This window comes from Cellulomonas sp. GTC20042, assembly GCF_055389595.1.
In genome coordinates this window covers 3,277,837-3,300,081 of the sequence record NZ_AP043678.1, presented here as the reverse complement: position 1 = coordinate 3,300,081, position 22,245 = coordinate 3,277,837, and the positions used below count along the sequence as shown (strand labels likewise).

Annotated in this window: 17 protein-coding genes; 12 read left to right on the top strand and 5 right to left on the bottom strand. The window is 74.9% G+C overall.

The features are described from left to right. Positions 1-77: 77 nt before the first annotated feature. The 4 genes from rhaI to fucO all read left to right on the top strand — a co-directional run bounded on the left by rhaI (position 78) and on the right by fucO (position 4,905). Positions 78-1,244 (top strand): L-rhamnose isomerase, encoded by a 1,167-nt coding sequence (gene rhaI / locus ACZ5HG_RS15240; RefSeq protein ID WP_464177802.1) that lies wholly within the window; start codon positions 78-80, stop codon positions 1,242-1,244. A gap of 4 nt (positions 1,245-1,248) precedes the next feature. Continuing rightward, a complete protein-coding gene (locus ACZ5HG_RS15235) occupies positions 1,249-2,754 on the top strand; it encodes a rhamnulokinase (RefSeq protein WP_464177799.1) in 1,506 nt (501 codons plus the stop codon). A 14-nt stretch (positions 2,755-2,768) separates the two neighbouring features. Further along, positions 2,769-3,599: a class II aldolase/adducin family protein gene (locus tag ACZ5HG_RS15230; protein WP_464177797.1), complete on the top strand. Its 831-nt coding sequence runs from the start codon at positions 2,769-2,771 to the stop codon at positions 3,597-3,599. A gap of 154 nt (positions 3,600-3,753) precedes the next feature. Next, positions 3,754-4,905, top strand: coding sequence for a lactaldehyde reductase (gene fucO, locus ACZ5HG_RS15225; protein WP_464177794.1), 1,152 nt, complete (start codon positions 3,754-3,756; stop codon positions 4,903-4,905). A 98-nt stretch (positions 4,906-5,003) separates the two neighbouring features. On the opposite strand, the gene ACZ5HG_RS15220 is transcribed toward fucO, so the two are convergent. Further along, complete coding sequence (locus ACZ5HG_RS15220) at positions 5,004-5,438, bottom strand: VOC family protein (protein ID WP_464177792.1); 435 nt, start codon at positions 5,436-5,438, stop codon at positions 5,004-5,006. Positions 5,439-5,600: 162 nt separating this feature from the next. On the opposite strand from ACZ5HG_RS15220, the gene glmU reads away from it, so the two are divergent. From glmU to ACZ5HG_RS15180, 8 genes are all read left to right on the top strand, one after another. Beyond that, a complete protein-coding gene (glmU, locus tag ACZ5HG_RS15215) occupies positions 5,601-7,262 on the top strand; it encodes a bifunctional UDP-N-acetylglucosamine diphosphorylase/glucosamine-1-phosphate N-acetyltransferase GlmU (protein ID WP_464177790.1) in 1,662 nt (553 codons plus the stop codon). Next, positions 7,259-8,242 carry a ribose-phosphate diphosphokinase gene (locus ACZ5HG_RS15210; RefSeq protein ID WP_464177788.1) on the top strand — a complete coding sequence of 328 codons (984 nt, stop codon included), beginning with the start codon at positions 7,259-7,261 and terminating at the stop codon, positions 8,240-8,242. Before glmU ends, ACZ5HG_RS15210 begins: the two co-directional genes overlap by 4 nt. Positions 8,243-8,555: 313 nt before the next feature. Beyond that, on the top strand, positions 8,556-9,146 hold the full coding sequence (locus ACZ5HG_RS15205; RefSeq protein ID WP_464177786.1) for a 50S ribosomal protein L25/general stress protein Ctc: 591 nt from the start codon (positions 8,556-8,558) through the stop codon (positions 9,144-9,146). Between the two features lie 118 nt (positions 9,147-9,264). Further along, positions 9,265-9,885: an aminoacyl-tRNA hydrolase gene (gene pth / locus ACZ5HG_RS15200; RefSeq protein ID WP_464177784.1), complete on the top strand. Its 621-nt coding sequence runs from the start codon at positions 9,265-9,267 to the stop codon at positions 9,883-9,885. 183 nt (positions 9,886-10,068) lie between these two features. After that, positions 10,069-11,631 carry a sugar transferase gene (locus ACZ5HG_RS15195; RefSeq protein ID WP_464177782.1) on the top strand — a complete coding sequence of 521 codons (1,563 nt, stop codon included), beginning with the start codon at positions 10,069-10,071 and terminating at the stop codon, positions 11,629-11,631. Continuing rightward, positions 11,618-12,811: a glycosyltransferase gene (locus ACZ5HG_RS15190; protein ID WP_464177780.1), complete on the top strand. Its 1,194-nt coding sequence runs from the start codon at positions 11,618-11,620 to the stop codon at positions 12,809-12,811. The genes ACZ5HG_RS15195 and ACZ5HG_RS15190 overlap by 14 nt, the downstream gene beginning before the upstream one ends. Next, positions 12,808-14,691: a Wzz/FepE/Etk N-terminal domain-containing protein gene (locus ACZ5HG_RS15185; protein WP_464177778.1), complete on the top strand. Its 1,884-nt coding sequence runs from the start codon at positions 12,808-12,810 to the stop codon at positions 14,689-14,691. Before ACZ5HG_RS15190 ends, ACZ5HG_RS15185 begins: the two co-directional genes overlap by 4 nt. Before the next feature lie 77 nt (positions 14,692-14,768). Then, complete coding sequence (locus ACZ5HG_RS15180; RefSeq protein WP_464177776.1) at positions 14,769-15,962, top strand: glycosyltransferase; 1,194 nt, start codon at positions 14,769-14,771, stop codon at positions 15,960-15,962. A gap of 199 nt (positions 15,963-16,161) precedes the next feature. Here ACZ5HG_RS15180 and ACZ5HG_RS15175 read toward each other — a convergent pair whose 3' ends face one another. The 4 genes from ACZ5HG_RS15175 to ACZ5HG_RS15160 are packed head-to-tail and all read right to left on the bottom strand — an operon-like array spanning position 16,162 to position 22,068. Then, positions 16,162-17,403: a glycosyltransferase gene (locus tag ACZ5HG_RS15175; protein ID WP_464177774.1), complete on the bottom strand. Its 1,242-nt coding sequence runs from the start codon at positions 17,401-17,403 to the stop codon at positions 16,162-16,164. Next, positions 17,400-18,446 (bottom strand): glycosyltransferase family 4 protein, encoded by a 1,047-nt coding sequence (locus ACZ5HG_RS15170; RefSeq protein WP_464177772.1) that lies wholly within the window; start codon positions 18,444-18,446, stop codon positions 17,400-17,402. Before ACZ5HG_RS15170 ends, ACZ5HG_RS15175 begins: the two co-directional genes overlap by 4 nt. After that, positions 18,443-19,906 carry an O-antigen ligase family protein gene (locus tag ACZ5HG_RS15165; RefSeq protein ID WP_464177770.1) on the bottom strand — a complete coding sequence of 488 codons (1,464 nt, stop codon included), beginning with the start codon at positions 19,904-19,906 and terminating at the stop codon, positions 18,443-18,445. The genes ACZ5HG_RS15170 and ACZ5HG_RS15165 overlap by 4 nt, the downstream gene beginning before the upstream one ends. Beyond that, positions 19,903-22,068, bottom strand: coding sequence for a glycosyltransferase (locus tag ACZ5HG_RS15160; RefSeq protein WP_464177768.1), 2,166 nt, complete (start codon positions 22,066-22,068; stop codon positions 19,903-19,905). Before ACZ5HG_RS15160 ends, ACZ5HG_RS15165 begins: the two co-directional genes overlap by 4 nt. Positions 22,069-22,245 lie beyond the last annotated feature (177 nt).

Sequence of the window (22,245 nt, the reverse complement as noted above, 5' to 3'; positions counted from 1 at the left end):
CCGACGGCGCGGGTGCGGGACTTGCCACCCGGCGACGCAATATGAAACGATTCATTCACCACGTCGAAGGAGACACCATGTCGTTCACCCCCGCCGTCGCCGCCGTCCTGGAGCGCCAGGCGATCGAGCTCCCGTCCTGGGCGTTCGGCAACGCCGGCACCCGGTTCAAGGTGTTCAGCACCCCCGGCACCCCGCGCACGATCCAGGAGAAGCTGGCCGACGCGGCGCAGGTGCACGCGCTGACCGGGCTGGCCCCGAGCGTGGCGCTGCACATCCCGTGGGACCTGGTGGACGACTACGCCGCGCTGGCCACCGACGCCCGCGTCCTCGGCGTGCGGCTGGGCACGGTGAACTCCAACACCTTCCAGGACGACGACTACAAGCTGGGCTCGCTGACGCACGTGGACCCGGCCATCCGCCAGAAGGCGATCGACCACCACTACGCCTGCATCGACGTCATGGACGCCACCGGCTCGCAGGACCTGAAGATCTGGCTGCCGGACGGCACCAACTACCCCGGTCAGGGCGACATCCGGGGCCGGCAGGACCGCCTCGCCGAGTCGCTGCGCGCGATCTACGACCGCCTGGGCCCGCAGCAGCGGCTGGTGCTGGAGTACAAGATCTTCGAGCCGTACTTCTACACGATGGACGTGCCGGACTGGGGCACCTCCTACGCGCACGTCACCGCGCTGGGGGAGCGGGCGATGGTCTGCCTGGACACCGGCCACCACGCGCCGTCGACCAACATCGAGTTCATCGTCGCGCAGCTGCTGCGGCTGGGGCGGCTGGGGTCCTTCGACTTCAACTCGCGGTTCTACGCCGACGACGACCTGATCGTCGGGGCCGCCGACCCGTTCCAGCTGTTCCGGATCATCGCGGAGGTCGTGCGCGGCGGCGGCCTGGAGGCGGGCTCGCCGGTGGCGTTCATGCTCGACCAGTGCCACAACATCGAGGAGAAGATCCCCGGGCAGATCCGCTCGGTGCTCAACGTCCAGGAGATGACCGCGCGGGCGCTGCTGATCGACCAGAGCGCGCTGCGCGCCGCGCAGGACTCCGGCGACGTGCTGGCGGCGAACGCGATCTACATGGACGCGTTCTACACCGACGTGCGCCCGATGCTGGCCGACTGGCGCGAGGAGCGCGGGCTGCCGCGCGACCCGATCGCCGCCTACGCCGCCTCCGGGTACGCGGGACGGATCGCCGCGGAGCGGGTCGGCGGGCAGCAGGCCGGATGGGGCGCCTGACCTCATGGCCGTCACACCCACGATGGCCGCCGTCGACCTCGGGGCCTCCAGCGGCCGGGTGATCGCGGGCCGGATCACCGACGGGCGGCTGCACGTCCACGAGACCGCACGCTTCGCCAACGGGCCGGTGACCGTGCCGGTGCGCGGGGTGCCCCGGCTGCACTGGGACCTGCTCGCGCTGTGGGCGGGCGTGCAGGAGGGGCTGCGCGCCGCCGCGCGGGACCACGGGCCGGTCGCCTCGATCGGCGTCGACACCTGGGGCGTGGACCACGGGCTGCTCGACGCGGGCGGCGCGCTGCTCGGTGAGCCGGTGCACTACCGGGACGGGCGGACCGCCGGCATGGTGCCCGCGCTGGCCGCCGTGCTCGCGCCGGAGGACCAGTACGCGAGCACCGGGGCGCAGGTGCAGCCGTTCAACACCGTCTACCAGCTGCTCGCCGCGGCCCGTGCCGGCACCCTGGGCCCCGCCGCGCGGATGCTGCTGGTGCCGGACCTGCTCGGCCACTGGATCGCCGGCGCCGAGGTCACCGAGGTCAGCAACGCCTCGACCACCGGCATGATCGATCCGCGCACCCGCACCTGGAGCGCGCCCGTGCTGGACGCCCTCGCTCGCGCGGGTGCGGACGTGCGGCACCTGCTGGCCCCGCTGGTCGAGCCCGGCACGGTGCTCGGGCCGGTGCTGCGGGCGCACGCGGGGCTCGGGGTCGCCGGGGCGCACCTGGTGGCGGTCGGCTCGCACGACACCGCCTCGGCGGTGGTGGCCGTCCCGATGGGGGACGCCCCCGCCGCGTACATCTCCTCGGGCACCTGGTCGCTGGTCGGCGTCGAGACCGACGCCCCGGTGCTGACCGAGGAGAGCCGGGCGGCGAACTTCACCAACGAGCTCGGCGTCGCGGGCACCGTCCGGTACCTGAAGAACGTCGCCGGGCTCTGGCTGGTGCAGGAGTCGATGCGGACCTGGGCGGAGCAGGGGAAGCCGCAGGACCTCGTGAGGCTGCTGGCCGCGGCCGCGCAGGTCCCCGGGCTGCGCACCGTGGTCGACGTGGACGACCCCGTGCTCGCCCCGCCCGGGGACATGCCTGCCCGCGTCCGGGAGATGGCCGCGCGCACCGGTCAGCCGGTGCCCGAGGACGAGGCCGCGCTGCTGCGCTGCCTGCTCGACTCCCTGGCGCTGGCCTACCGCCGGGCGGTGCGGCAGGCCGCCGCGCTGTCCGGCCGGCCGGTCGAGGTGGTGCACGTGGTCGGCGGCGGCTCGCGCAACGCGCTGCTGTGCCGGCTCACCGCGGACGCGACCGGGCTGCCGGTGATCGCCGGACCGGCCGAGGGCACCGCGATCGGCAACCTCCTGACCCAGGCGCTCGCCACCGGCGTGCTGGACGGCGGCCTGCCCGCGGTCCGGGAGGTCGTGCGCCGATCCACCGAGCTGGTCCGCTGGGACCCCACCGGACCCGAGAGCGCCTGGCAGCAGGCCGAAGACCGTCTGCGGGACCTCGTGCCCGCGCCCCGATGAGAAGGATGAGCACGATGACTGCACCCACCCGTCCCACCCTGGACGACCTGCTCGCCGACATGGGCGAGGCCGGCGCACGGATCTGCGAGATCGACGCCGCCGAGGCCGGTGCCGGCAACATCTCGGTCTACCTCGGCTGGGAGGTCGACGACGCCACGATCGCTGCGCGCTTCCCGGTCGCCGAGGAGATCACCCTGCCGCTGCCCGCCCCGGCCCTGGCCGGTCACGTGGTGCTCGCCACCGGTTCCGGCCGCCGGCTGCGCCAGATCGCCGCCGACCCGGAGGCCGCCGTGGGTGTCGTCCGGGTGCACGAGGGCGGGCTGACCGCCACCCTGCACACCTCGCCCCGTCGGCGCTTCGCGCGGCTGACCTCCGAGTTCAACTCGCACCTCGCCGTGCACCAGGACCAGGTCGCGCGCCGGGGGATCGACTTCCAGGCCGTCGTGCACGCGCAGCCGCCGCACCTCACCTACCTGTCGCACATCCCGGCCTACCGGGACACGAAGGCCATGAACGCGGCGATCCTGCGCTGGGAGCCGGAGTCGATCGTGTCGCTGTCCCAGGGGATCGAGGTGCTCGACTTCATGATCCCGGGCTCCGACGGGATGCAGGCGGCCAACGTCGCCGGGCTGCGCGAGGCCGAGATCACCCTCTGGTCCAAGCACGGAACGATGTCGCGCTCCGACCTGTCCGTGCTGCGTGCGGTCGACCGCGTGGAGTACGCGGAGACCGGCGCGAAGTACGAGTACATGGACCTGGCCGCCGGTCGGCAGGCCGAGGGCCTGACCCGCGCCGAGATCACCTCCGTCGCGAGCGAGTTCGGCATCTCGTCCCCCTGGGCCTGAGGCTGCCCCGCTCCCCGGGTGCACCGGCATCCGGGGAGCGGGATCCTGACCCGAATATCGGGACGATGTGCCGATAATCGGGACGTTCGACCCGCGCGATCCGCCCGGTCAGGCGGTTCGATCGAGAGATCGACCCACCGATCGAGGAGGAACAGTGGCGCAGCGGATGATCTGGAACCAGACCGCGTACTTCGGGGCCGGATGCATCGAGGTGATCCCGGACGAGCTGGCCCGACGGGGCTTCACCAAGGCGTTCGTCGTCTCGGACGGCGTGCTGGTGGAGACCGGTGTGACCGGCAAGGTCACCGCCCTGCTGGACGGCGCAGGGGTGCCCTTCGAGGTCTACAGCGACGTGCTGCCGAACCCGCCGATCGAGAACGTGCAGCGCGGCGTCGCCGCGTTCCGGGCGTCCGGCGCCGACGTGCTGATCGCGGTCGGCGGCGGCTCCCCGCAGGACACCTGCAAGGCGATCGGCATCATCGTCGCCAACCCCGAGTTCGAGGACGTGCGCTCCCTGGAGGGCGTCGCCCCGACCACCAAGCCCTCCGTGCCGATCATCGCGGTCCCCACCACCGCGGGCACCGCCTCGGAGACGACGATCAACTACGTCATCACCGACACCGAGCGGCAGCGCAAGTTCGTCTGCGTCGACCCGCACGACATCCCGGTGATGGCCGTCGTCGACCCGGAGATGATGGCGACGGCGCCGCGCGCGCTCAAGGTCGCCACCGGCCTGGACGCGCTGACCCACGCGATCGAGGGCTACACCACCGCCGGTGCGTGGGAGCTGTCCGACCTCTTCCACCTCAAGGCGATCCAGACGATCGCGACCTCGCTGCGCGCCGCCGCCGACGGGGACGCCGACGCGATGGAGCGGATGGCCCTCGCGCAGTACGTCGCCGGCATGGGCTACTCGAACGTCGGCCTCGGCCTGGTGCACGCGATGGCCCACCCGCTCGGCGCGTTCTACTCCGCCCCGCACGGCGTCGCGAACGGCATCCTGCTCGCACCGGTGATGGCGTTCAACGCCGCCAGCACGGGGGAGAAGCTGCGCGACGTCGCGGCCGCCTTCGGTGTCGAGGGCGCGGCGACCATGCCGATCGAGGAGGCCCGTGCGGCCGCCGTCGAGGCCGTGGCCGCGCTCACCCGCGACCTCGGCAACCCCACGTCGATCACCGCGGTCGGCGCCACCGAGGCGGATGTCGCGGCGCTGGCCAAGGCGGCGTCCGAGGACGTCTGCGCCGGCGGCAACCCGCGCGTGGCCGACGTCGCCGAGATCGAGGCGCTGTACCGCTCGCTGCTCTGAGCGGGCAGCGGGCTGCTGTCCGCAGCGGGCGACGGCCCGCACGTCCCGGGGCGTCCTGCGCGATCCGCAGGGCGCCCCGCGGCGCATCTCGCCCGGTTTCACCCCACGAAGACGCAGAACGGGTGCCCGTCCGGGTCGGCGTACACCCGCAGCGGCTCCTGCGGGTCGTCGGAGCGGTCGTGCAGCACCCGGGCGCCCAGGTCGAGCGCCCGCGCGTGCACCTGATCCAGCGCGTCGGCGTCCGGCACGGTCATGTCCAGGTGCAGCTGCTGCGGCACGGCCGGCTCCGGCCACGTGCTGCGGGCGAGCGCGCCCACCTGCTGGAACGCCAGCGAGTGCGCGCCCGACCCCGGGGTGCCCACCAGCACCAGCCAGTCCTGCCCTGCCGGGTCGGGCTCGCCGGGCGGCGGCGGCTCGTCGCCGGCGCGGTACCGCAGGCCCAGGAGCTCGCGGTAGAACTCCGCCAGCGCCCGGGCGTCGGTGGTGTCCAGCACGGTCTGCCGGACGATCGGGACGATCACGTCATCGGCCATGCCGCCATGGTCCACCCGGCGTCCGGAGCCCGCGAGAGCACCACCTCCGACCAGCGACCCGGACGGCCGGGCCCTCCCGCGGCGGTAGAGTGCGTGTGCGCACGACGTCCCCGCCCGAGCACCCCCGTGTCCCGGGCAGACCATCGACGGGAGCACCCACAGGTGAGCACCCCTCGCCCACCCCGCCCAGCCGCGGTCATCGTCCTCGCCGCTGGTGAGGGCACGCGGATGCGATCGGCCACACCCAAGGTCCTGCACACCCTCGCAGGCCGCACCATGCTCGGGCACGCGCTCGCCGCCGCCCAGGCGCTCGAGCCCCGCCGCACCGCGGTGGTCGTCCGGCACGAGCGCGACAAGGTCGCCGCCCACGCCCGCGAGGTCCACCCGCCGGTGCTGGTCGCGGACCAGGACGACGTCCCGGGCACCGGCCGCGCCGTGCAGTGCGCGCTGTCCGTGCTGGACGCCGCCGCGCAGGCCGACGCCGCCTCCGCCGGTGACGGCCCCGGCGTCCCCGGCTCCGCCTCCGGCGTGCTGGTCGAGGGACCGGTGGTCGTGCTGGCCGGCGACATCCCGCTGCTGGACGGCGAGACCCTGGCCGAGCTGCTCGACGCGCACGTCGCGGACGGCAACGCGGTCACCGTGCTCACCACCGAGGTCGACGACCCCACCGGCTACGGCCGGGTGCTGCGCGTCACCGAGGGGCCGGACGCCGGCGACGTCACCGGCATCGTGGAGGAGAAGGACGCCGACGCCGCCCAGCGGGCCGTGCGCGAGATCAACTCCTCCGTCTACGTCTTCGACGCCGCCGTGCTGCGCGGGGCCTTCGGCCGGCTCGGCCGGGACAATGCGCAGGGCGAGGTCTACCTGACCGACGTGCTGGCCATCGCCCGCGGCGACGGCGGCCGGGTGCGCGCGCTGCGCACCGACGACCCGGTGCTGGTCGAGGGCGTGAACGACCGGGCCCAGCTCGCGGTGCTGCGCGCCGAGCTCAACCGGCGGGTGCTCGACGGCTGGATGCGCGCGGGCGTGACGATCGTCGACCCGGCGACCACCTGGGTGGACGTCGACGTCGAGCTCGCGCAGGACGTGACGCTGCTGCCCGGCACGCAGCTGCACGGCGCCACCAGCGTCGCCACCGGCGCCACGATCGGCCCGGACACCACGCTGACCGACGTGGAGATCCACGAGGGCGCCACGGTCGTGCGGACCCACGGGTCGCTCGCGGTGATCGGCGCGGGCGCCACCGTCGGCCCGTTCGCCTACCTGCGCCCCGGCACCGTGCTCGGCGAGCGCGGCAAGATCGGCACCTTCGTCGAGACGAAGAACGCCGAGATCGGCGCGGGCTCCAAGGTGCCGCACCTGTCCTACGTCGGCGACGCCACCATCGGCGTCGAGACGAACATCGGCGCGGCCAGCGTCTTCGTCAACTACGACGGCGTGCACAAGCACCGCACGACCATCGGCTCCTACGCCCGCACCGGCTCGGACAACATGTTCGTCGCCCCGGTGACGGTCGGCGACGGCGCCTACACCGGTGCCGGCAGCGTGATCCGCCACGACGTGCCCTCCGGCGCGCTGGCGGTCAGCGCCGGTGCGCAGCGGAACATCGAGGGCTGGGTGCAGCGCTCGCGTGCGGGCACCCCCGCCGCCGAGGCCGCCGCCCGCGCGCAGGGCGACCACGCCGACCTCTCCCCGCAGGCCCGTGCCGAGCGCGAGCGCGCCGGCGCGGACAGCGGTGTCTACTCGACGCCGCCCCCGACCCTGCCGGACCACCCGGTCCGGCTGCATGACGACCGAACCAGCACGGAGGACACCGCACGATGACCGGGATCGTCTCGCAGGACGGCGAGAAGCGACTCGTCCTCGTCTCCGGACGCGCGCACCCCGAGCTGGCCGCCGCCGTGGCCAAGAGCCTCGACATCGACCTGCTGCCGACCACGGCCTACGACTTCGCCAACGGCGAGATCTACGTGCGGTTCGCCGAGTCGGTGCGTGGCGCGGACGTCTTCGTGCTCCAGAGCCACGCCGCGTCGATCAACCAGTGGGTCATGGAGCACCTGCTGATGGTGGACGCCCTCAAGCGCGCCTCGGCCAAGACGATCACCGTGATCGCCCCGTTCTACGGCTACGCCCGTCAGGACAAGAAGCACCGCGGTCGCGAGCCGATCTCGGCCCGTCTGATGGCCGACCTGTTCCGGACCGCCGGCGCCGACCGCCTGATGAGCGTCGACCTGCACGCCGCGCAGATCCAGGGCTTCTTCGACGGTCCGGTGGACCACCTGTGGGCCATGCCGATCCTCACCGAGTACGTGCGGACCCGGGTGGACGTGCAGAACGTCACCGTCGTGTCCCCGGACGCCGGTCGCATCCGGGTCGCCGAGCTGTGGGCGGCCAAGCTCGGTGGCGGCCCGCTGGCCTTCGTGCACAAGACCCGCGACACCACGCGCCCGAACAAGACCGTGGCGAACCGCGTGGTCGGTGACGTCGAGGGCCGCACCGCCGTGCTGGTCGACGACCTGATCGACACCGCCGGCACGATCACCGGCGCCGTGCGGGTGCTGCTGGAGGCCGGGGCGAAGGACGTCATCGTCGCCGCGACCCACGGCGTGCTGTCCGACCCGGCCGCGGACCGCCTCCAGCAGTGCGGTGCGCGCGAGGTCGTCGTCACCGACACCCTGCCGATCCCGGAGGAGCACCGCTTCCCCGGCCTGACCGTCCTGTCGATCGCCCCGCTGATCGCCCGCGCCATCCGCGAGGTCTTCGACGACGGCTCGGTCACGTCTCTCTTCGACGGCCAGTCCTGACCCCCGGACCCCGTCCGCACACCCGGACGAGGTCGGTGGTCCCGCACGAGGTCGGTGGTTCCGCGCCTGATGATCGGGCGTGAACCACCGACCTCGTCGGCGTTCTGCGGCCGTTCCCGGGCTGGTTTCGCCCACGCGCCCGGCACGGGTAAGATCGGAGGGTTGCCTCGGCGAGGGACGTCGGACGGCCAGCACAGGCCCTCCGCTCCGTGATCGACAGGGTGGAACGCCTCCGCGTGCCCGTCCAGCGCCCCGCGTCGAGGCCACCACACATCGTCGCCATCGCCCCGCACCACGTCTTCAGGGAGTACCCGTGTCTGAGATCAAGCTCGCCGCCACCACCCGCACCGAGTTCGGCAAGGGCGCCGCCCGCCGTCTGCGCCGCGCGCACCAGATCCCCGCCGTCCTGTACGGGCACGGCACCGAGCCGGTCCACGTCGCCCTGCCGGGTCACGAGACCATGCTCGCGGTGAAGCACTCCAACGCGCTGTTCGAGATCTCGGTCGACGGCAAGCCGCAGCTCGCGATCGTCAAGGACGTCCAGCGCGACGTCGTGAAGAACGTCATCGAGCACATCGACCTGCTCATCGTGAAGAAGGGCGAGAAGGTCTCCGTCGAGGTCCCGGTGACCGTCGTCGGCGAGTCCGCCCCCGGCACCATCCACATCGTCGAGACCCAGGCGCTGTCCCTCGAGGCCGAGGCGACGCACCTGCCGGAGCACGTCGAGGTCTCCATCGAGGGCCTCGAGGGCGGCACCGCGATCACCGCCGGCGAGGTCACCCTGCCGAAGGGCGCGACCCTGGTCACCGACGCCGAGATCGTCGTGGTCACCGTGACCGTCCCGACCGTCTCCGCCGAGGACCTGGCGGCCGACGAGGCCGCCGAGGCCGCCGCCGCGGAGTGATCCCGACGGCGCGCGTGCCGCGCCGATGACGACGCAGGACGCCCGGTACCGTGCCCACGGTGCCGGGCGTCCGGCATGTGGGCCCCCGGTCGCGGGGGAGGAGAGGAGAGCCGTCGCGATGAGCGAGGGGCGCTGGCTGGTGGTCGGCCTGGGGAACCCGGGGCCGCAGTACGCCGGGAACCGGCACAACGTCGGGCAGATGGTGCTCGACGAGCTCGCACGGCGGGCGGGCACCACGTTCTCGGCGAAGGGCGGGGTGCTGTCCCGGCGCCCGCAGGCCGCGACCGCCGAGGTGCGGATCGGCACGCTGCCCGGCGGTGCCCCCGGCCCGCGCGCGGTGCTCGCGAAGCCGACGACGTTCATGAACACCTCGGGCGGCCCGGTGGCCGCGCTGGCCCGGTACTACGACGTGCCGGCCGAGCGGGTGGTCATGGTGCACGACGAGATGGACATCCCGTTCGGCGAGATCAAGCTGAAGATCGGCGGCGGCGAGGGCGGGCACAACGGCCTGCGCGACACCTCCAAGGCGCTGGGCACCAAGGACTACCTGCGGGTGCGCGTCGGCGTGGGCCGTCCGCCGGGCCGGCAGGACCCGGCCGACTTCGTGCTGAAGGACTTCGCCAAGCCGGAGGCCAAGGACCTGCCCTGGCTGCTGGACGCCGCGGCGGACGCCGTCGAGCTGCTGGTGACCGAGGGCCTGGAGCGCGCCCAGCTGCGCTTCCACACCCGCACGTCCTGAGCCGGGGTCTCTCGGTGCATCCGTGCAGGTGAGGGGCGAGGAGGCTGGTCAGGAGCGGGCGACGGGCGAGCATACGCCCATATGGGTGTGAAAGGGGTGAAAACGGACAGATCGGGCGGACTAGGACAAACCCACTGATATAGCCTCAAGTCGCACCGACACCGAGGCCTCCTGGGGGACGTCATGAGCCTGCTCGACGATCACGACGTGTCGCGCTCCACCGAGCGCGTCGTCGCGGCCGCCGCGCCCGCGTCCACCGAGCACGAGAGCGCCTCCGAGCGCCGTCGCTCGACCCGTGGGGAGCGCCTGTCCTGGGCCTCCGACCGGCCGTTCCACGAGCCGCTGACGGAGTCCACCCCCTCCGGCTGGCGCAGCCAGCACGCGAGCTACCAGATCGAGACGCTGGCCCGCGACACCGTGCTCGCCACCTGCATCCCGACGCTGCTGCTGTTCCTCATGCACGGCGTCTCGCTGCTCCAGCTGTCCTGGGGCCTGATGATCGGTCTGCTGTTCATCGCGATGGTCGCCGTCGAGCGCGGCTACGACCGCCAGGTGATCGGCGACGGGCACCTGGAGTTCGAGGCGGTGATCCGCGGCGGCGTGCTCACCGCGGCCGGGCTGGCCCTGCTCGCGGTCGGCGCCGACGTCGAGGTGCCGCGCACCATCGTCTTCCTCGCGCTGCCACTGGTGGTGCTGGTGCTGATCATCGCCCGGCACGTCGCCCGCCGCGCGCTCCACAAGCGCCGGGCCGCCGGGGAGTCGCTGCGCCGCACGCTGGTGGTCGGCGACGCCGCCTCGATCACGCACGTGGTGGACGACCTGCGCGGGCTGCCCCAGCACGGCTACGGGATCTCCGGGGTGTGCGTGCCCTCCTACGACGGTCCGCTGCCGCCGCTCGGCTTGCCGGTGCTCGGCACCGTGTCCGACGTGGTGCAGGTGGCCGTCGACGGCAAGTTCGACGTGGTGATCGTCACCGGCTCCGAGCTGAGCGGGCAGGCGCTGCGCCGGCTGTCCTGGGCGCTCCAGCGCACCTCCACCGAGCTCGTCGTGGCCCCGGGGATCGTCGAGGTCTTCGGCCCGCGCGTCACGCTGGAGCCGACCGCCGGGCTGTCGCTGATCCACGTGAACGCCGCCGAGTCGCGTCGCTCCCGGATCGTCGCCAAGCGGGTGTTCGACACCTCCGCCGCCGTCGGCGGGCTGCTCGTGCTGGCCCCGCTGATGGCCGTGATCGCGCTGGCGGTGAAGATCACCAGCCCCGGCCCGGTGCTGTTCCGGCAGACCCGCGTCGGCAAGGAGGGCCAGGAGTTCTCCATGCTGAAGTTCCGCAGCATGGTCGTGGACGCCGAGGCCCGCCTGGCCGACCTGCGCGCCGCCAACCAGGCCGACGGCCCGCTGTTCAAGCTGGACCGCGACCCCCGGATCACCCGGGTCGGGCACTTCCTGCGCAAGCACTCGCTGGACGAGCTGCCGCAGCTGATCAACGTGGTGCGCGGCGAGATGGCCCTGGTCGGCCCGCGCCCGCCGCTGCCCTACGAGGTGGCCCAGTACCGCGAGTCCGCCCGCCGCCGTCTGCTGGTCAAGCCCGGGCTGACCGGTCTGTGGCAGATCAGCGGCCGTGCCGACCTGGCGTGGGAGGAGGCGGTCAAGCTCGACCTGCGCTACGTGGAGAACTGGTCGATCGCCTTCGACCTGATGATCCTGTGGCGCACCGTGCACGTGGTCATGAGCGGGCATGGCGGGCGCTGACGGGGTCGCGCTGGCGCACGACTACGCCACGCAGCGGGGAGGCGCCGAGCGCGTCGCCCTGATGATGGCGCAGGCGTTCCCGGCCGCCCCGCTCTACACGACGCTCTACCACCCGGAGGGGACCTTCCCCGAGTTCGCCGCCCTGGACGTCCGCACCACGGTGCTGGACCGGGTCGGCCCGCTGCGCCGGCACCACCGCCTCGCCCTGCCGCTGCTCGCCCCGGCGGTCTCCGGCACGCGGATCGACGCCGACGTGGTGCTCGCCTCCTCGACCGGCTGGGCGCACGGCTTCCCGACCCGCGGCCGCAAGATCGTCTACTGCCACGCCCCCGCGCGCTGGCTCTACCAGGGCGACCGCTACCTCGGCCCCGCGCGGGGCAGCGGCTCCGGCCACGCCCCCGGCGGGGCGCAGCGTCAGGTCGCCGCGCTGGCCCTCGGCCTGCTCGCCCCCGCCCTGCGGGTGTGGGACCGGCGCGCCGCCGCGACCGCGCACCGGTACCTGGCGAACTCCACGGTCACCGCGCGGGCGATCCGCGAGGCCTACGGGATCGAGGCGGAGATCCTCCCGCCGCCGCCCGCCATGCTGCCCGGCGGCGAGGAGACGCCGCTGGACGGCGTCGAGCCCGGCTTCCTGCTCTGCGTGGCCCGGCTGCTGCCGTACAAGAACGTGGACGTCGTGGTCGAGGCGGTCCGCCGCAGCCCTGGCGTGCGGCTCGTGGTCGTCGGCGACGGCCCCGAGCGCGCCGCGCTGGAGCAGCGGGTGGCCGACCTGCCGCGCGTCGTCCTCGCCGGCCGGGTGGACGACGCCCGGCTGCGCTGGCTCTACCGGCACTGCGCCGCCCTGGTCGCCGCGTCCTACGAGGACTACGGCCTGTCACCGCTGGAGGCCGCGGCCTTCGGTCGTCCGTCCGTCGTCCTGCGGGACGGCGGCTACCTCGACACCGTCCGTGACGGCGTCACCGGCGTCTTCTTCGACGCCCCCGATCCCGACCTGGTGGCCCAGGCCGCCGACAGTGCGCTGAGCCGGACGTGGCAACCCGCCACCCTGCGCGCGCACGCCGACGACTTCGGAGCGGCGCGCTTCGTCGCCCGCCTGCACGCGATCGTGCAGGAGGAGCGCGAGGCCGCCGCAGGCACGCCCCGGCCCGAGACCGTCACGACCGAAAGGCGATCCCGATGACTCTGCAGGACATGCTCCGGACCGTGTGGTTCGGCAGGTGGTTGGTGCTGGTGTCGCTGGTGGCGGCCGGCGCGGGCGCGTGGCTCTACGCCTCGCAGCAGGAGCCGCAGTACGCGGCCCAGGCGACGGTGCAGATCATCGACGCGGAGACCCTCGCGGGCGCCGGCGTGCGCCTGGAGAGCGACCCGAGCCTGGTGACCAGCGACGCGGTGACCCAGGCCGCCGCCCAGGCGCTCGGCGACCCCTCGCTGGCGAACGCCCTGGCCGGCTCGTCCACCGGCGAGTACGTGGCGGACAGCCCGAGCACGATCGCGATCACCACCACCGGCACCGACCCCGAGGCCGCCGTCGACGCCGCGAACGCGCTCGCCGACGCCTACGACGCCGCCCTCCAGCAGCAGTTCGACGACGACCTGGCCGGCATGCAGTCCCGGCTGGACGCGCTGGCCAGCACGATCGACCAGCAGCAGCAGGCGATCACCGCCTCCCGCGTCGCGCAGGCCGCGGCCAACCCCAACGGCACCGTGGACACCGTCGACGGCCTGCTCGAGGCGCAGTACTCCGCCAGCACCGAGCAGTACCAGACCCTCGCCGGCCAGCTCGCGCAGGCGCAGGTGCTCGCCACCCCGGCGGCGATCCTGCAGAACGCGGTCTCCGCCGAGCTGGTGAGCGTCCCGCCGATGCTGATCTACGCGGTGGCCGTGCTCGCCGGTCTGCTGGTCGGCATCGCGCTGGCCGTGCTGCGCCGCGGTCTCGACACCAAGGTCCGCACCGCCGGGTCCGCCCGGCGCAGCGCCGGTGCCCCGGTGCTCGCGCGGCTGTCCGGCACCGCCGTCGCCCTGCGCACCTTCGAGGGCGAGGGCGAGCTGCCGGTGGCCCGGCGCGAGGCGACCGCCTACACCCGCTCGGTCCGCGAGCTGCGCACCGCGCTCCAGGCCGCGGTGGAGAACGACTCCGGCAGCGCCGTGATCGTGGTGACCGCCGCCGACCTGGAGACCCCGCGGTCCTTCGTGGCGGCGAACCTCGCGGCGTCCTGGGCGCTGTCCGGCCGCTCGGTGGTGGTGCTCTCCGGCGACCTGCGCCAGCCCCGCCTCAACTCGCTGCTGCCGGCCGCCTCGCAGGCGCCGGGCCGGGGGTCGCGCACCACCGGCCGCTCCCGCACCGCCGCCGTGCCCACCGCGATCCCGCACCTGTCCGTGCACCCCGCGCTGCGCACCGAGCTCGACCCCGCCGACTACCTGGCGAGCGACGAGGTCCGCGGCCTGATCGACCAGCTGCGCCGGACCGCCGACGTGGTGATCATCGACGCCCCGCCGATGCTGGTCGCCGCCGACGCGACGATCCTCGGCGCCTACGCCGACGGCGTGCTGCTCGCGGTCACGCTCGGCCACACGCCGATGGGTGCGGTCGAGGAGTCCGCCGAGCGGCTGCGGGCCGCCAACGCGCGGCTGCTCGGCCTCTCGCTGGACGGCGCGGTCGAGCGCCGGCAGGTGGCCTACGAGGCGACCTACGCCTTCGCGGGTGCCGAGCAGGCGGGTGCGGCCGAGGACGGCGCGACGGCCGAGGCCGAGAAGGCGGCGGTGGACGGCGCTGCGGACGCCGAGCCGGTCGCTGCCGGTGCCGAGGACTCCGCCGGACCGGCCGAGGACGCCGTCCCCGCCGAGGGGCCGGCCACCGACCCCGCCGCGAGCGAGGGCGAGGCCACGGACGCCGAGCAGGAGCCCGAGGGTGTCGCCGTCGCCTCCGCCGACGACGCGCCCGACGCCGAGGTCGTCACCACCGAGGTGCCGGTGCCCGGCCCTCGCGCCGGTGACGCACCGGCCGAGCCCGAGACCACCAGCGGCTCCGCCCGCACGACGGTGCCCGCCGACCTGCGGTGACCACCACCGCCCGCCCCGCCGCCGCCGTGCCGCCCGTGCCGGTCCACAGGCCTGGGCCCGTGGACCGCGCTGCGCCTGTGGACCGCCCGGTGCGGGTGGCCGTGCTCGACCACACGGCCGCCCTGGGCGGGGCCGAGCTCGCGCTGCTGCGCACCTGCGCGGCGCTGGACCCGGCGCGGGTGCGGGTGGTCGTGGTGCTGTTCGCCGACGGCCCGCTGGTCGACCGGCTGCGCGCGACCGGCGTCGAGGTGCGGGTGCTGCCGCTCGATGCCCGGGTGGCCGCCACCGACCGGCATGAGGCCGGGCGCTCGGTGGTCGGGGCCGCGCGGTCCGCCGCGAGCACCCTGCCGTTCGTCGGCCGGCTGGCCCGCCTGCTGCGCGAGATCGACCCGGACGTCGTGCACAGCACCTCGCTCAAGGCCGACGTGCTCGCGATCCCGGCGGCGCGGCTGGCCCGGCGGCCGCTGGTGTGGCACGTGCACGACCGGATCGCCGAGGACTACCTGCCCGCACCGGTCGCCCGGCTGCTGCGGCTGGCGGCCCGTCGCGGACCGCAGCACGTCGTGGTCAACTCCCGGGCCACCGCGCAGACCCTGCTCCCGCTGCCGCGCGGCTGGACCCTCGCGCACCCCGGCCTGGCCCCCGAGCAGATCGCCGCGGACCCGTGGGCGCGTCCCGTCGACCCGGCGGCGCCGGTGATCGGGCTGGTCGGGCGGATCAGCCCCACCAAGGGCCAGCGGGAGTTCGTCCAGGCCTGCGCCCGCCTGGCCACCCGCTACCCGCGCGCGCGGTTCCGGATCGTCGGCGCGGCGCTGTTCGCCGAGCAGGGCTACGAGGACGAGATCCGCGACCTGGTGTGCCGGCTCGGCCTGGCCGACCGCGTCGAGCTCACCGGCTTCCAGGCCGACCCGGTCGCCGCGATCGACGCGCTGAGCGTGCTGGTGCACGCCTCGCCGGTGCCCGAGCCGTTCGGGCAGGTCGTCGTCGAGGGCATGGCCCGGGGCGTGCCCGTGGTCGCCACCGCCGGCGGGGGCGTGGACGAGATCACGGCGGCCGCGGACGGCACCCACCGCTGCCTGCTCGTGCCGCCGGGCGACGTTCCCGCGCTGGCCGCCGCCGTCGCCCGCGTGCTCGACCACCCCGACGAGGCGCGCGAGCGTGCCCAGCGCGCGTGGACGGACGTCCGGCGCGAGTATGCGATCACCGAGACCGCCACCCGGTTGACCGACGTCTGGACCCGCGTCGCGTCCGCGCCCCGCGCCCGCGCCTGACCCCGCGCTCGCGCGCCCGAGTTCTTCCCGCTCTCGCCCGCGCCTGACCGCGCACCCGCGCGCGCCCCCAGACCGCCGAGTTGTCAACACTTGTCGCTTCCCGTGCGCGTGAAGCGACAAGTGATGACAACTCGGCGCGCGGGGGGGCGACGCGGGGAGAGGGCTGCGGGTGCGAGCGGGTGGCGCGCAGCGCGCCCGGTCAGCGGGAGGTGCGGACGCGGGCGAGGACCTGCTGCATCTCGCGCACGCGGTCGGACCAGCGGGGGACCGCGTCCGACGTGAGGCCTGCGCCCGCGCCCACGCTCGCGCCCGCGCCCGCGCCCGTGCCCGCGCTCGCGCCCGCGCCGCGCCGCGCCTCGGCGAGCACGCGCACGACGGCCTCCGGCAGGTGCTGCGGGGACGCCGTCGTCACCAGGGACGCCGGCTGGTCGCGGAACCCCGCGACCGGAGTGCTCACGATCGGGCGTCCGACGGCCAGGTACTCGTAGAGCTTGATCGGGTCCAGCGAGTCGGTGAAGTCGTCGACGACGTGCGGGACGACGAGCGCGGCGGCGTGCTGGAGGTAGCCGGGGACCAGCGCGGCGGGACGGGGTCCGAGCAGCAGCGCGCCGGCGGCCTCGAGCCGGGTGACGTCCAGCGGGTCGAGCAGCGGGGGGCCGACCAGGACCAGGTGCGCGTCGACCGTGCGCAGGTGGGTGGCCAGGCGCAGGCAGGCGTCGACGTCCAGGCGGTCCGGGTGCAGGGTGCCGACGTAGACGGCGTAGTCGCCGGCGGGCAGGTCGGCGGGGCGGGCCTGCGGGGTGCGGTACGCGTCGACGTCGACCGCGTTGGTCACCAGCGTGACCGCCCGGTCGGCGCCCTTGGCGCGGGCGAGCGCGGGGGAGCAGACGACGACCTCCGCGCAGCCGGCGAGCAGCACGGCCTCGTGGGCGGCGGTGCGGGCGAGCTCGGTGGGTTCGCGGACCGCGCGCAGCCAGTCGTCGGTGACGTCGTACAGCGCGCGCCAGCCGGTCGTCTCCAGCAGCACGGCGCCGTCGGGGTCGTTCACCCAGAGCACCGGGTCGGTCATGCCGAGGTGCCGGGCGACCCGGGCGATCCCGCGGGCACGCCGCCGGTCGGCACCCGGTGCGAGCCGGCGGGGCAGCCACTTGGTCGGCCGGTACGCCCAGGTGCGACCGTCGGCGGCCCCGTCGTGCGCGGTGAGGCGGCGCAGCCGTCTGCCGAGCGTGGGCGCAGCGCCCCGCCGCAGGTCGTGCAGGTGGTCCACCGGCGGCTCGACGAACAGCACACGCAGGCCGGGGTCGGCGGCGAGCAGCCCGGCCACCAGGTGCTGGTTGCGCCGCCACACCTCGTCCCAGGGCTCCAGCGAGACGACGACCAGGTCGCGGCTGCCGTCGGCGGCGGGCACGGGACCGGCGGTGCGGGCGTCGACGGCGGTCACCGGCGCACCGTCCGGTACACGGCCTCGATGCCGTCGGCGTGCGCCTCCAGGCCGAAGCGGTGCTGCTGCACCGCGCGCAGCTCCTCGCCGTAGGCGGCACGACGCGCGGGGTCGCGGGCGAGCCGGGCCAGCCGGCCCCCGGCGGCCTCGACGTCGTCCGCGGGCACCAGCACCGCGCCGTCGGCCGCACCCACGGTCTCGTCGTGGCCTCCGCCGGCAGCGGCGACCACGGGGGTGCCGTGGGCCATCGCCTCCACCACGGACAGCCCGTAGGGCTCGTCGGGCCGCGGGGCGAGGAACACGGCCGAGGTCGCGAGCAGCACGTCCATGTCCGAGCGCGCGCCGAGGAACCGCACCGAGGCGTCCACCCCGAGGTCCCGCGCCAGCGCCTCCAGGTCGGCCCGCAGCGCACCGGTGCCCGCGACCAGCAGCTCCCAGCCGTCGGCGGCGAGCCCGGAGGCCGCCCACATCCGCAGCCCGAGGTCGGTGCGCTTCTCGGCCTCGAGCCGCTGGGCCATCAGCACCACGGGACGCCGCTCGGCGCCGGGATCGGGCTCCGCCTCGCGCAGGAAGGACGGCACGCCGGGGTGCACGACGGTGGACGGGCCCTCGACCCGCTCGGCCACGTAGTCGCTGATCGCGACCTGCGCGGCCAGCCGGGGCGTCACGTACCGGCCCACGGTGCGCCCCACGCGACCGCTGCCCCGGGTGGCGGCGAAGTGCCGGGTGGCGACGACCGGGGCGTCGGCGGCGGAGACCGCGGCCAGCTCGGCGGCGGTCATGTGCGCGTGCACCAGGCCGGGGCGGCCCTGCGCGCCGCGCAGCGAGCGGAGCGCGGAGGCGGCCCGCAGCGGGGTCGGCGCCGGCGCCCAGCGCACGCCGCTGCCGGCCAGCTCGGCCGGCATGCGGTCGGCGGCGCCGCCGAGCACCTGCACCCGCAGGCCGCGGGCGTCCTGGGTGCGGGCCAGGGTGGTCACGTAGCGCTCGACACCGGCGAAGGCGTCGGTGCAGACGACGTGCACGACATCGGGTGCAGCGGTCACGGGTGCTCCTTGTGGCCGACGGGCAGCGGCAGGCGGGCGCCCCGGCCGCCGCGCGGCAGACGCAGCCGGCGCAGCTCGCGGCGGGACGGGACGGGTTCGGGCCCCCCGGAGGCGGCGGCCAGCGCGCGCCGTTCCTCCTCGGTGCGGGCGGCATGTGCCTGCGCGCCCAGGCAGATCCCGGCGATCACGAACGGGATCGACACCTGCGCGGCCACCCAGAACAGGTCGAACTGGCCCTGCACGAACCGCATCATCACCATGACGAACGCGAGGGTGCCGAACCGGGAGTCGAGCCGCCACAGCACGACCAGGATGATCAGGAACATCAGCAGGAAGCCGACCAGCCCGACCAGGCCGCCGGAGGACAGCATCTCGAACTCGGCGTTGGGCGGCTGGAACTTCTCCGCGAACCGGTCGGTGTACCACCAGCGCAGGCCGGCGCCGAACCAGGGGTACTCCTCCCAGATGTTCAGCGACTGCTGGAACCAGACCAGCCGCTGGTACGCGGAGTTGTACTGGTCGCCGGACTCGAGCTGGTCCTGCACCAGCGTGCCGACCACCAGCGCGCCCGCGGCCACCGCGAGCAGCACGACCTTGGAGCGGTGCCGGTGCGGGTCGGGCCGCAGCGCGACCACGGCCACCGCCAGCGCGAGCCCGATCAGCGCCTGGCGGGACTGCGCGACCAGGATCCCGGCGAGGAACAGCACGAACAGCGCCAGGCAGGCGATGTCGTTCCAGCGCAGCCAGCGCGGCCGGGTGTAGACGATCACGGCGGCGAAGGCGAGCACGCAGCCGATGAAGTTCTTGTGCATGAGGAACGGCTCGCCGAGGTACACCGGGCCGGTGTCGCCGTGGCTGAGGTTGATCACGAACTGGCCCAGCGCGACCAGGGCGACCGCCACCGACCCGCCGAGGTAGAGGCCGAGCGCGAGCCGCGCCTGCCCCGCCGCGCCGATCGCCCAGCCGACGATCAGCGCGCCCGCGACCAGCAGCCAGGAGTGGAACCACTCGACCAGGTTGGCCAGGTACGGGTTGGCGATCACGGTGAACAGCACCGACGCCTGGTAGATCGCCGAGGCCCACAGCACGTGCCGCATCGGTCGGGACAGCGGGCGTCGGCAGAACAGCAGCGCGGGCCAGAACGCCGCGAACAGCACGAAGTCCGAGACCGAGAGCGCGCCGCCGACCCGGTTGACCAGCAGCAGAGCGGGCATGCCGAGGATCGGCAGCGCGAGCGGCTGGCGCAGGGTCAGGCCGATCACCAGCAGCCCGCCGCCGAGCGCGAGCGTGAGGTACGGGTCGACCGAGGTGAGCACCGCGAGCACCAGGGCGAGCGCGAGCAGGCCGCCGCCGATCAGGGCGCGGGTGGGGACCGACGCCCGGGGGACGCGCTCGGGCGGCACGACGGGCACCGTCGGGGCCGGTGACCCGGCGGGACGGGTCGCGGTCGAGGTGCTCATGCGGTCTCCGTGCCGGTCGGGGGAGCGGTGGTCCACGAGGCGGCGACCGGCACCCGGCTGCTGCGGCGCTCCGGGGCACCGGTGGCGGTCGGAGCGGCCGGGGTGGTCGGACGGGGCGCGCGCGGGTCGCCCAGCGCCCGCTCGGCGCGCAGCGGCCCGCGCAGGTAGAGCCGCAGCCGCAGGCGTGCCGCACGTCCGCGATCACCGGGCAGCACCGATCGGGGCACGCTGCCGAGCAGCACCGCTGTGCGGGCCGACGCCCAGCCGAGCGCGCCGTGGTGCTTGCGCAGGTAGCGCTCCTGGGAGGCGTGGAAGTGCGTCTCGCGCCGGGTGGGATCGCTGCTGGTGCCGCCGCCGACGTGGTGCGCGTGCACCCCGGTGGCCACCGCCGACCGCCAGCCGCGCAGGTGCGCGCGCCGCTGCCAGTCGGTCTCCTCGCTGTAGAGGAAGAAGTCCTCGTCGAAGCCGCCGACGTCGGCCAGCGCCTCCGCGCGCAGCAGCAGCACCGAGCCGATCACGAAGCCCTCGTCGGTCTCCGGCACGCCGAGCCCGGCCTCCTGCCGCCACACGCGCCCCGGGCCGGGGAACGGCCAGAGCACCCGGGCGGGGATGCCGTCGTCATCGGTCTGCTCCGGCCCGACCGCCGCGATCCCGGGCTCCGCGCGCAGGGCCGTGTGCAGGGCGGTCACACCGGCCAGGTCGATCCGGGCGTCCGGGTTGAGCAGCAGCAGGTCGGCGCCCGGGCGCACGCGCATCCGCAGCACCACGTCCACCGCCGCGCCGAAGCCGAGGTTGGCCCCGGGGTCGACGTAGCGGGCGCCGGCGGCGAGCGCGACCGCGCGGACCTCCGGGTCGCCGGAGTTGTCGACCACCGTCACCGGCAGGTGCGGGGCGACCGGGGCCAGCGCGGCGGTGAGCAGGTCGGGCGAGCCGTAGGCGACGACGGCGACCTCGACCTCGGGGGCTGAGGCCGAGGTCGCCGCCGGCGCGGTCCGGTCGGTGGCGTCTGCGTCGCCGGGACGATCGCCCTGCCCGAGGATCTCGTCGTACATCGCCCGGTACGCGGCGCCCACCGCGTCCCACGTGTACTGCCGGGCGCGCTCCAGGCCGGCGGCGCGCAGCCGCGCGGCGTGCTCCGGGTCGTCGCGCACCTCGGCCAGCGCACGGGCCAGCGCGGCGGCGTCGCCGGGCGGCACCAGCGTCCCGGCCCCGCCGACCACGTCACGCAGCGCGCCGGAGTCCGAGGCCACCACCGGCACGCCGAGGGCCATCGCCTCGACGGCGACCCGGCCGAACTGCTCCAGCCACCCCGGGGCGGCCACCGAGGGCACCGCCAGCACGTCGAGCGAGCGGTAGAACGCGGTCAGCGCGTCCCCGGCCAGGTGCCCGTGGAACGTCACCCGCCCGGCGAGCGCGGGGGAGGCCGCACGCTCGCGCAGGTGCTGCTCCAGCGGTCCGGCGCCGGCGATCTCCAGGTGGATCCGCGGGTCGGTCTCGGCGGCGTCGAGCAGCACGTCCAGCCCCTTGTGCGGGGCGATCAGGCGGCCGACGTAGCCGGTGCGGGCGGGGGCTGCCGCACCGGCTACGCCGGGTTCGGGGGCGGAGCCGGGCTCCGCGGTGGGGGGCTGCGCGGTGGAGGGCTGCTCGGCGAGCTCGACCCCCAGGCCGATCACGTGGGCGGGGGCGGTGAGCCCCTTGGCGTGCAGGATGCGCCCGGCCTCGGCGTTGCACACGCTGACCGCGGCGGCCCCGCGCAGCGCCGAGCGCTCCCACCAGCGGAACGGCGGCGGGTAGCGCTTGTCGAGGTTCTGCGCGCTGTAGAGCACGTACGGGGTGCGCACCCGGCGCAGCCGCCGCAGCAGCAGGATCTCGGCGGTGGCGAGGGCGCACGGCTCCTCGTGCAGGTCGATCACGTCCCACCGCTCGCCCAGCGCGCGCCAGATCGGTCGCGGGTCGTAGAGGAAGACGTTGGGGTGGCTGCCGATCGTGCGGACCCCGACGACGTCCTCGCCGGGCTCCGGCTCCAGGTCGACGTCCCGCCCGCCCTCGGCCCAGCGCCGCGCGCTGAGCAGCCGGACCGTGGCGCCGCCGGCCCGCAGCGCGCGCTCGCGGCCGCGCCAGGCGGTGACGACGGCGCTGTGGGAGATCCGGAGGACGCGCATGGGTCCATGGTGCCGGTTGACCTGACAATTCGGACAACTAGGACAAAAGGTTCACCCGACCGGTGGGGGTGAATCTGCTGCGCGGCGTCGGCCGTGCGAAAACGCACAGGTGGCCACGGGAGGCACCTCGCGGTGCGGCATGGTCGGGACCGGCTCCCCGATCCGGGGCTGCCCGTC

What these genes read in the sequence shown, in the direction of transcription:
- ACZ5HG_RS15160 (WP_464177768.1), bottom strand. Translation starts at nt 22,068, where the DNA reads ATGCGCGTCCTCCGGATCTCCCACAGCGCCGTCGTCACCGCCTGGCGC.
- ACZ5HG_RS15165 (WP_464177770.1), bottom strand. Translation starts at nt 19,906, where the DNA reads ATGAGCACCTCGACCGCGACCCGTCCCGCCGGGTCACCGGCCCCGACG.
- ACZ5HG_RS15235 (WP_464177799.1), top strand. Translation starts at nt 1,249, where the DNA reads ATGGCCGTCACACCCACGATGGCCGCCGTCGACCTCGGGGCCTCCAGC.
- ACZ5HG_RS15195 (WP_464177782.1), top strand. Translation starts at nt 10,069, where the DNA reads ATGAGCCTGCTCGACGATCACGACGTGTCGCGCTCCACCGAGCGCGTC.
- ACZ5HG_RS15185 (WP_464177778.1), top strand. Translation starts at nt 12,808, where the DNA reads ATGACTCTGCAGGACATGCTCCGGACCGTGTGGTTCGGCAGGTGGTTG.
- ACZ5HG_RS15190 (WP_464177780.1), top strand. Translation starts at nt 11,618, where the DNA reads ATGGCGGGCGCTGACGGGGTCGCGCTGGCGCACGACTACGCCACGCAG.
- rhaI (WP_464177802.1), top strand. Translation starts at nt 78, where the DNA reads ATGTCGTTCACCCCCGCCGTCGCCGCCGTCCTGGAGCGCCAGGCGATC.
- ACZ5HG_RS15230 (WP_464177797.1), top strand. Translation starts at nt 2,769, where the DNA reads ATGACTGCACCCACCCGTCCCACCCTGGACGACCTGCTCGCCGACATG.
- ACZ5HG_RS15220 (WP_464177792.1), bottom strand. Translation starts at nt 5,438, where the DNA reads ATGGCCGATGACGTGATCGTCCCGATCGTCCGGCAGACCGTGCTGGAC.
- ACZ5HG_RS15210 (WP_464177788.1), top strand. Translation starts at nt 7,259, where the DNA reads ATGACCGGGATCGTCTCGCAGGACGGCGAGAAGCGACTCGTCCTCGTC.
- pth (WP_464177784.1), top strand. Translation starts at nt 9,265, where the DNA reads ATGAGCGAGGGGCGCTGGCTGGTGGTCGGCCTGGGGAACCCGGGGCCG.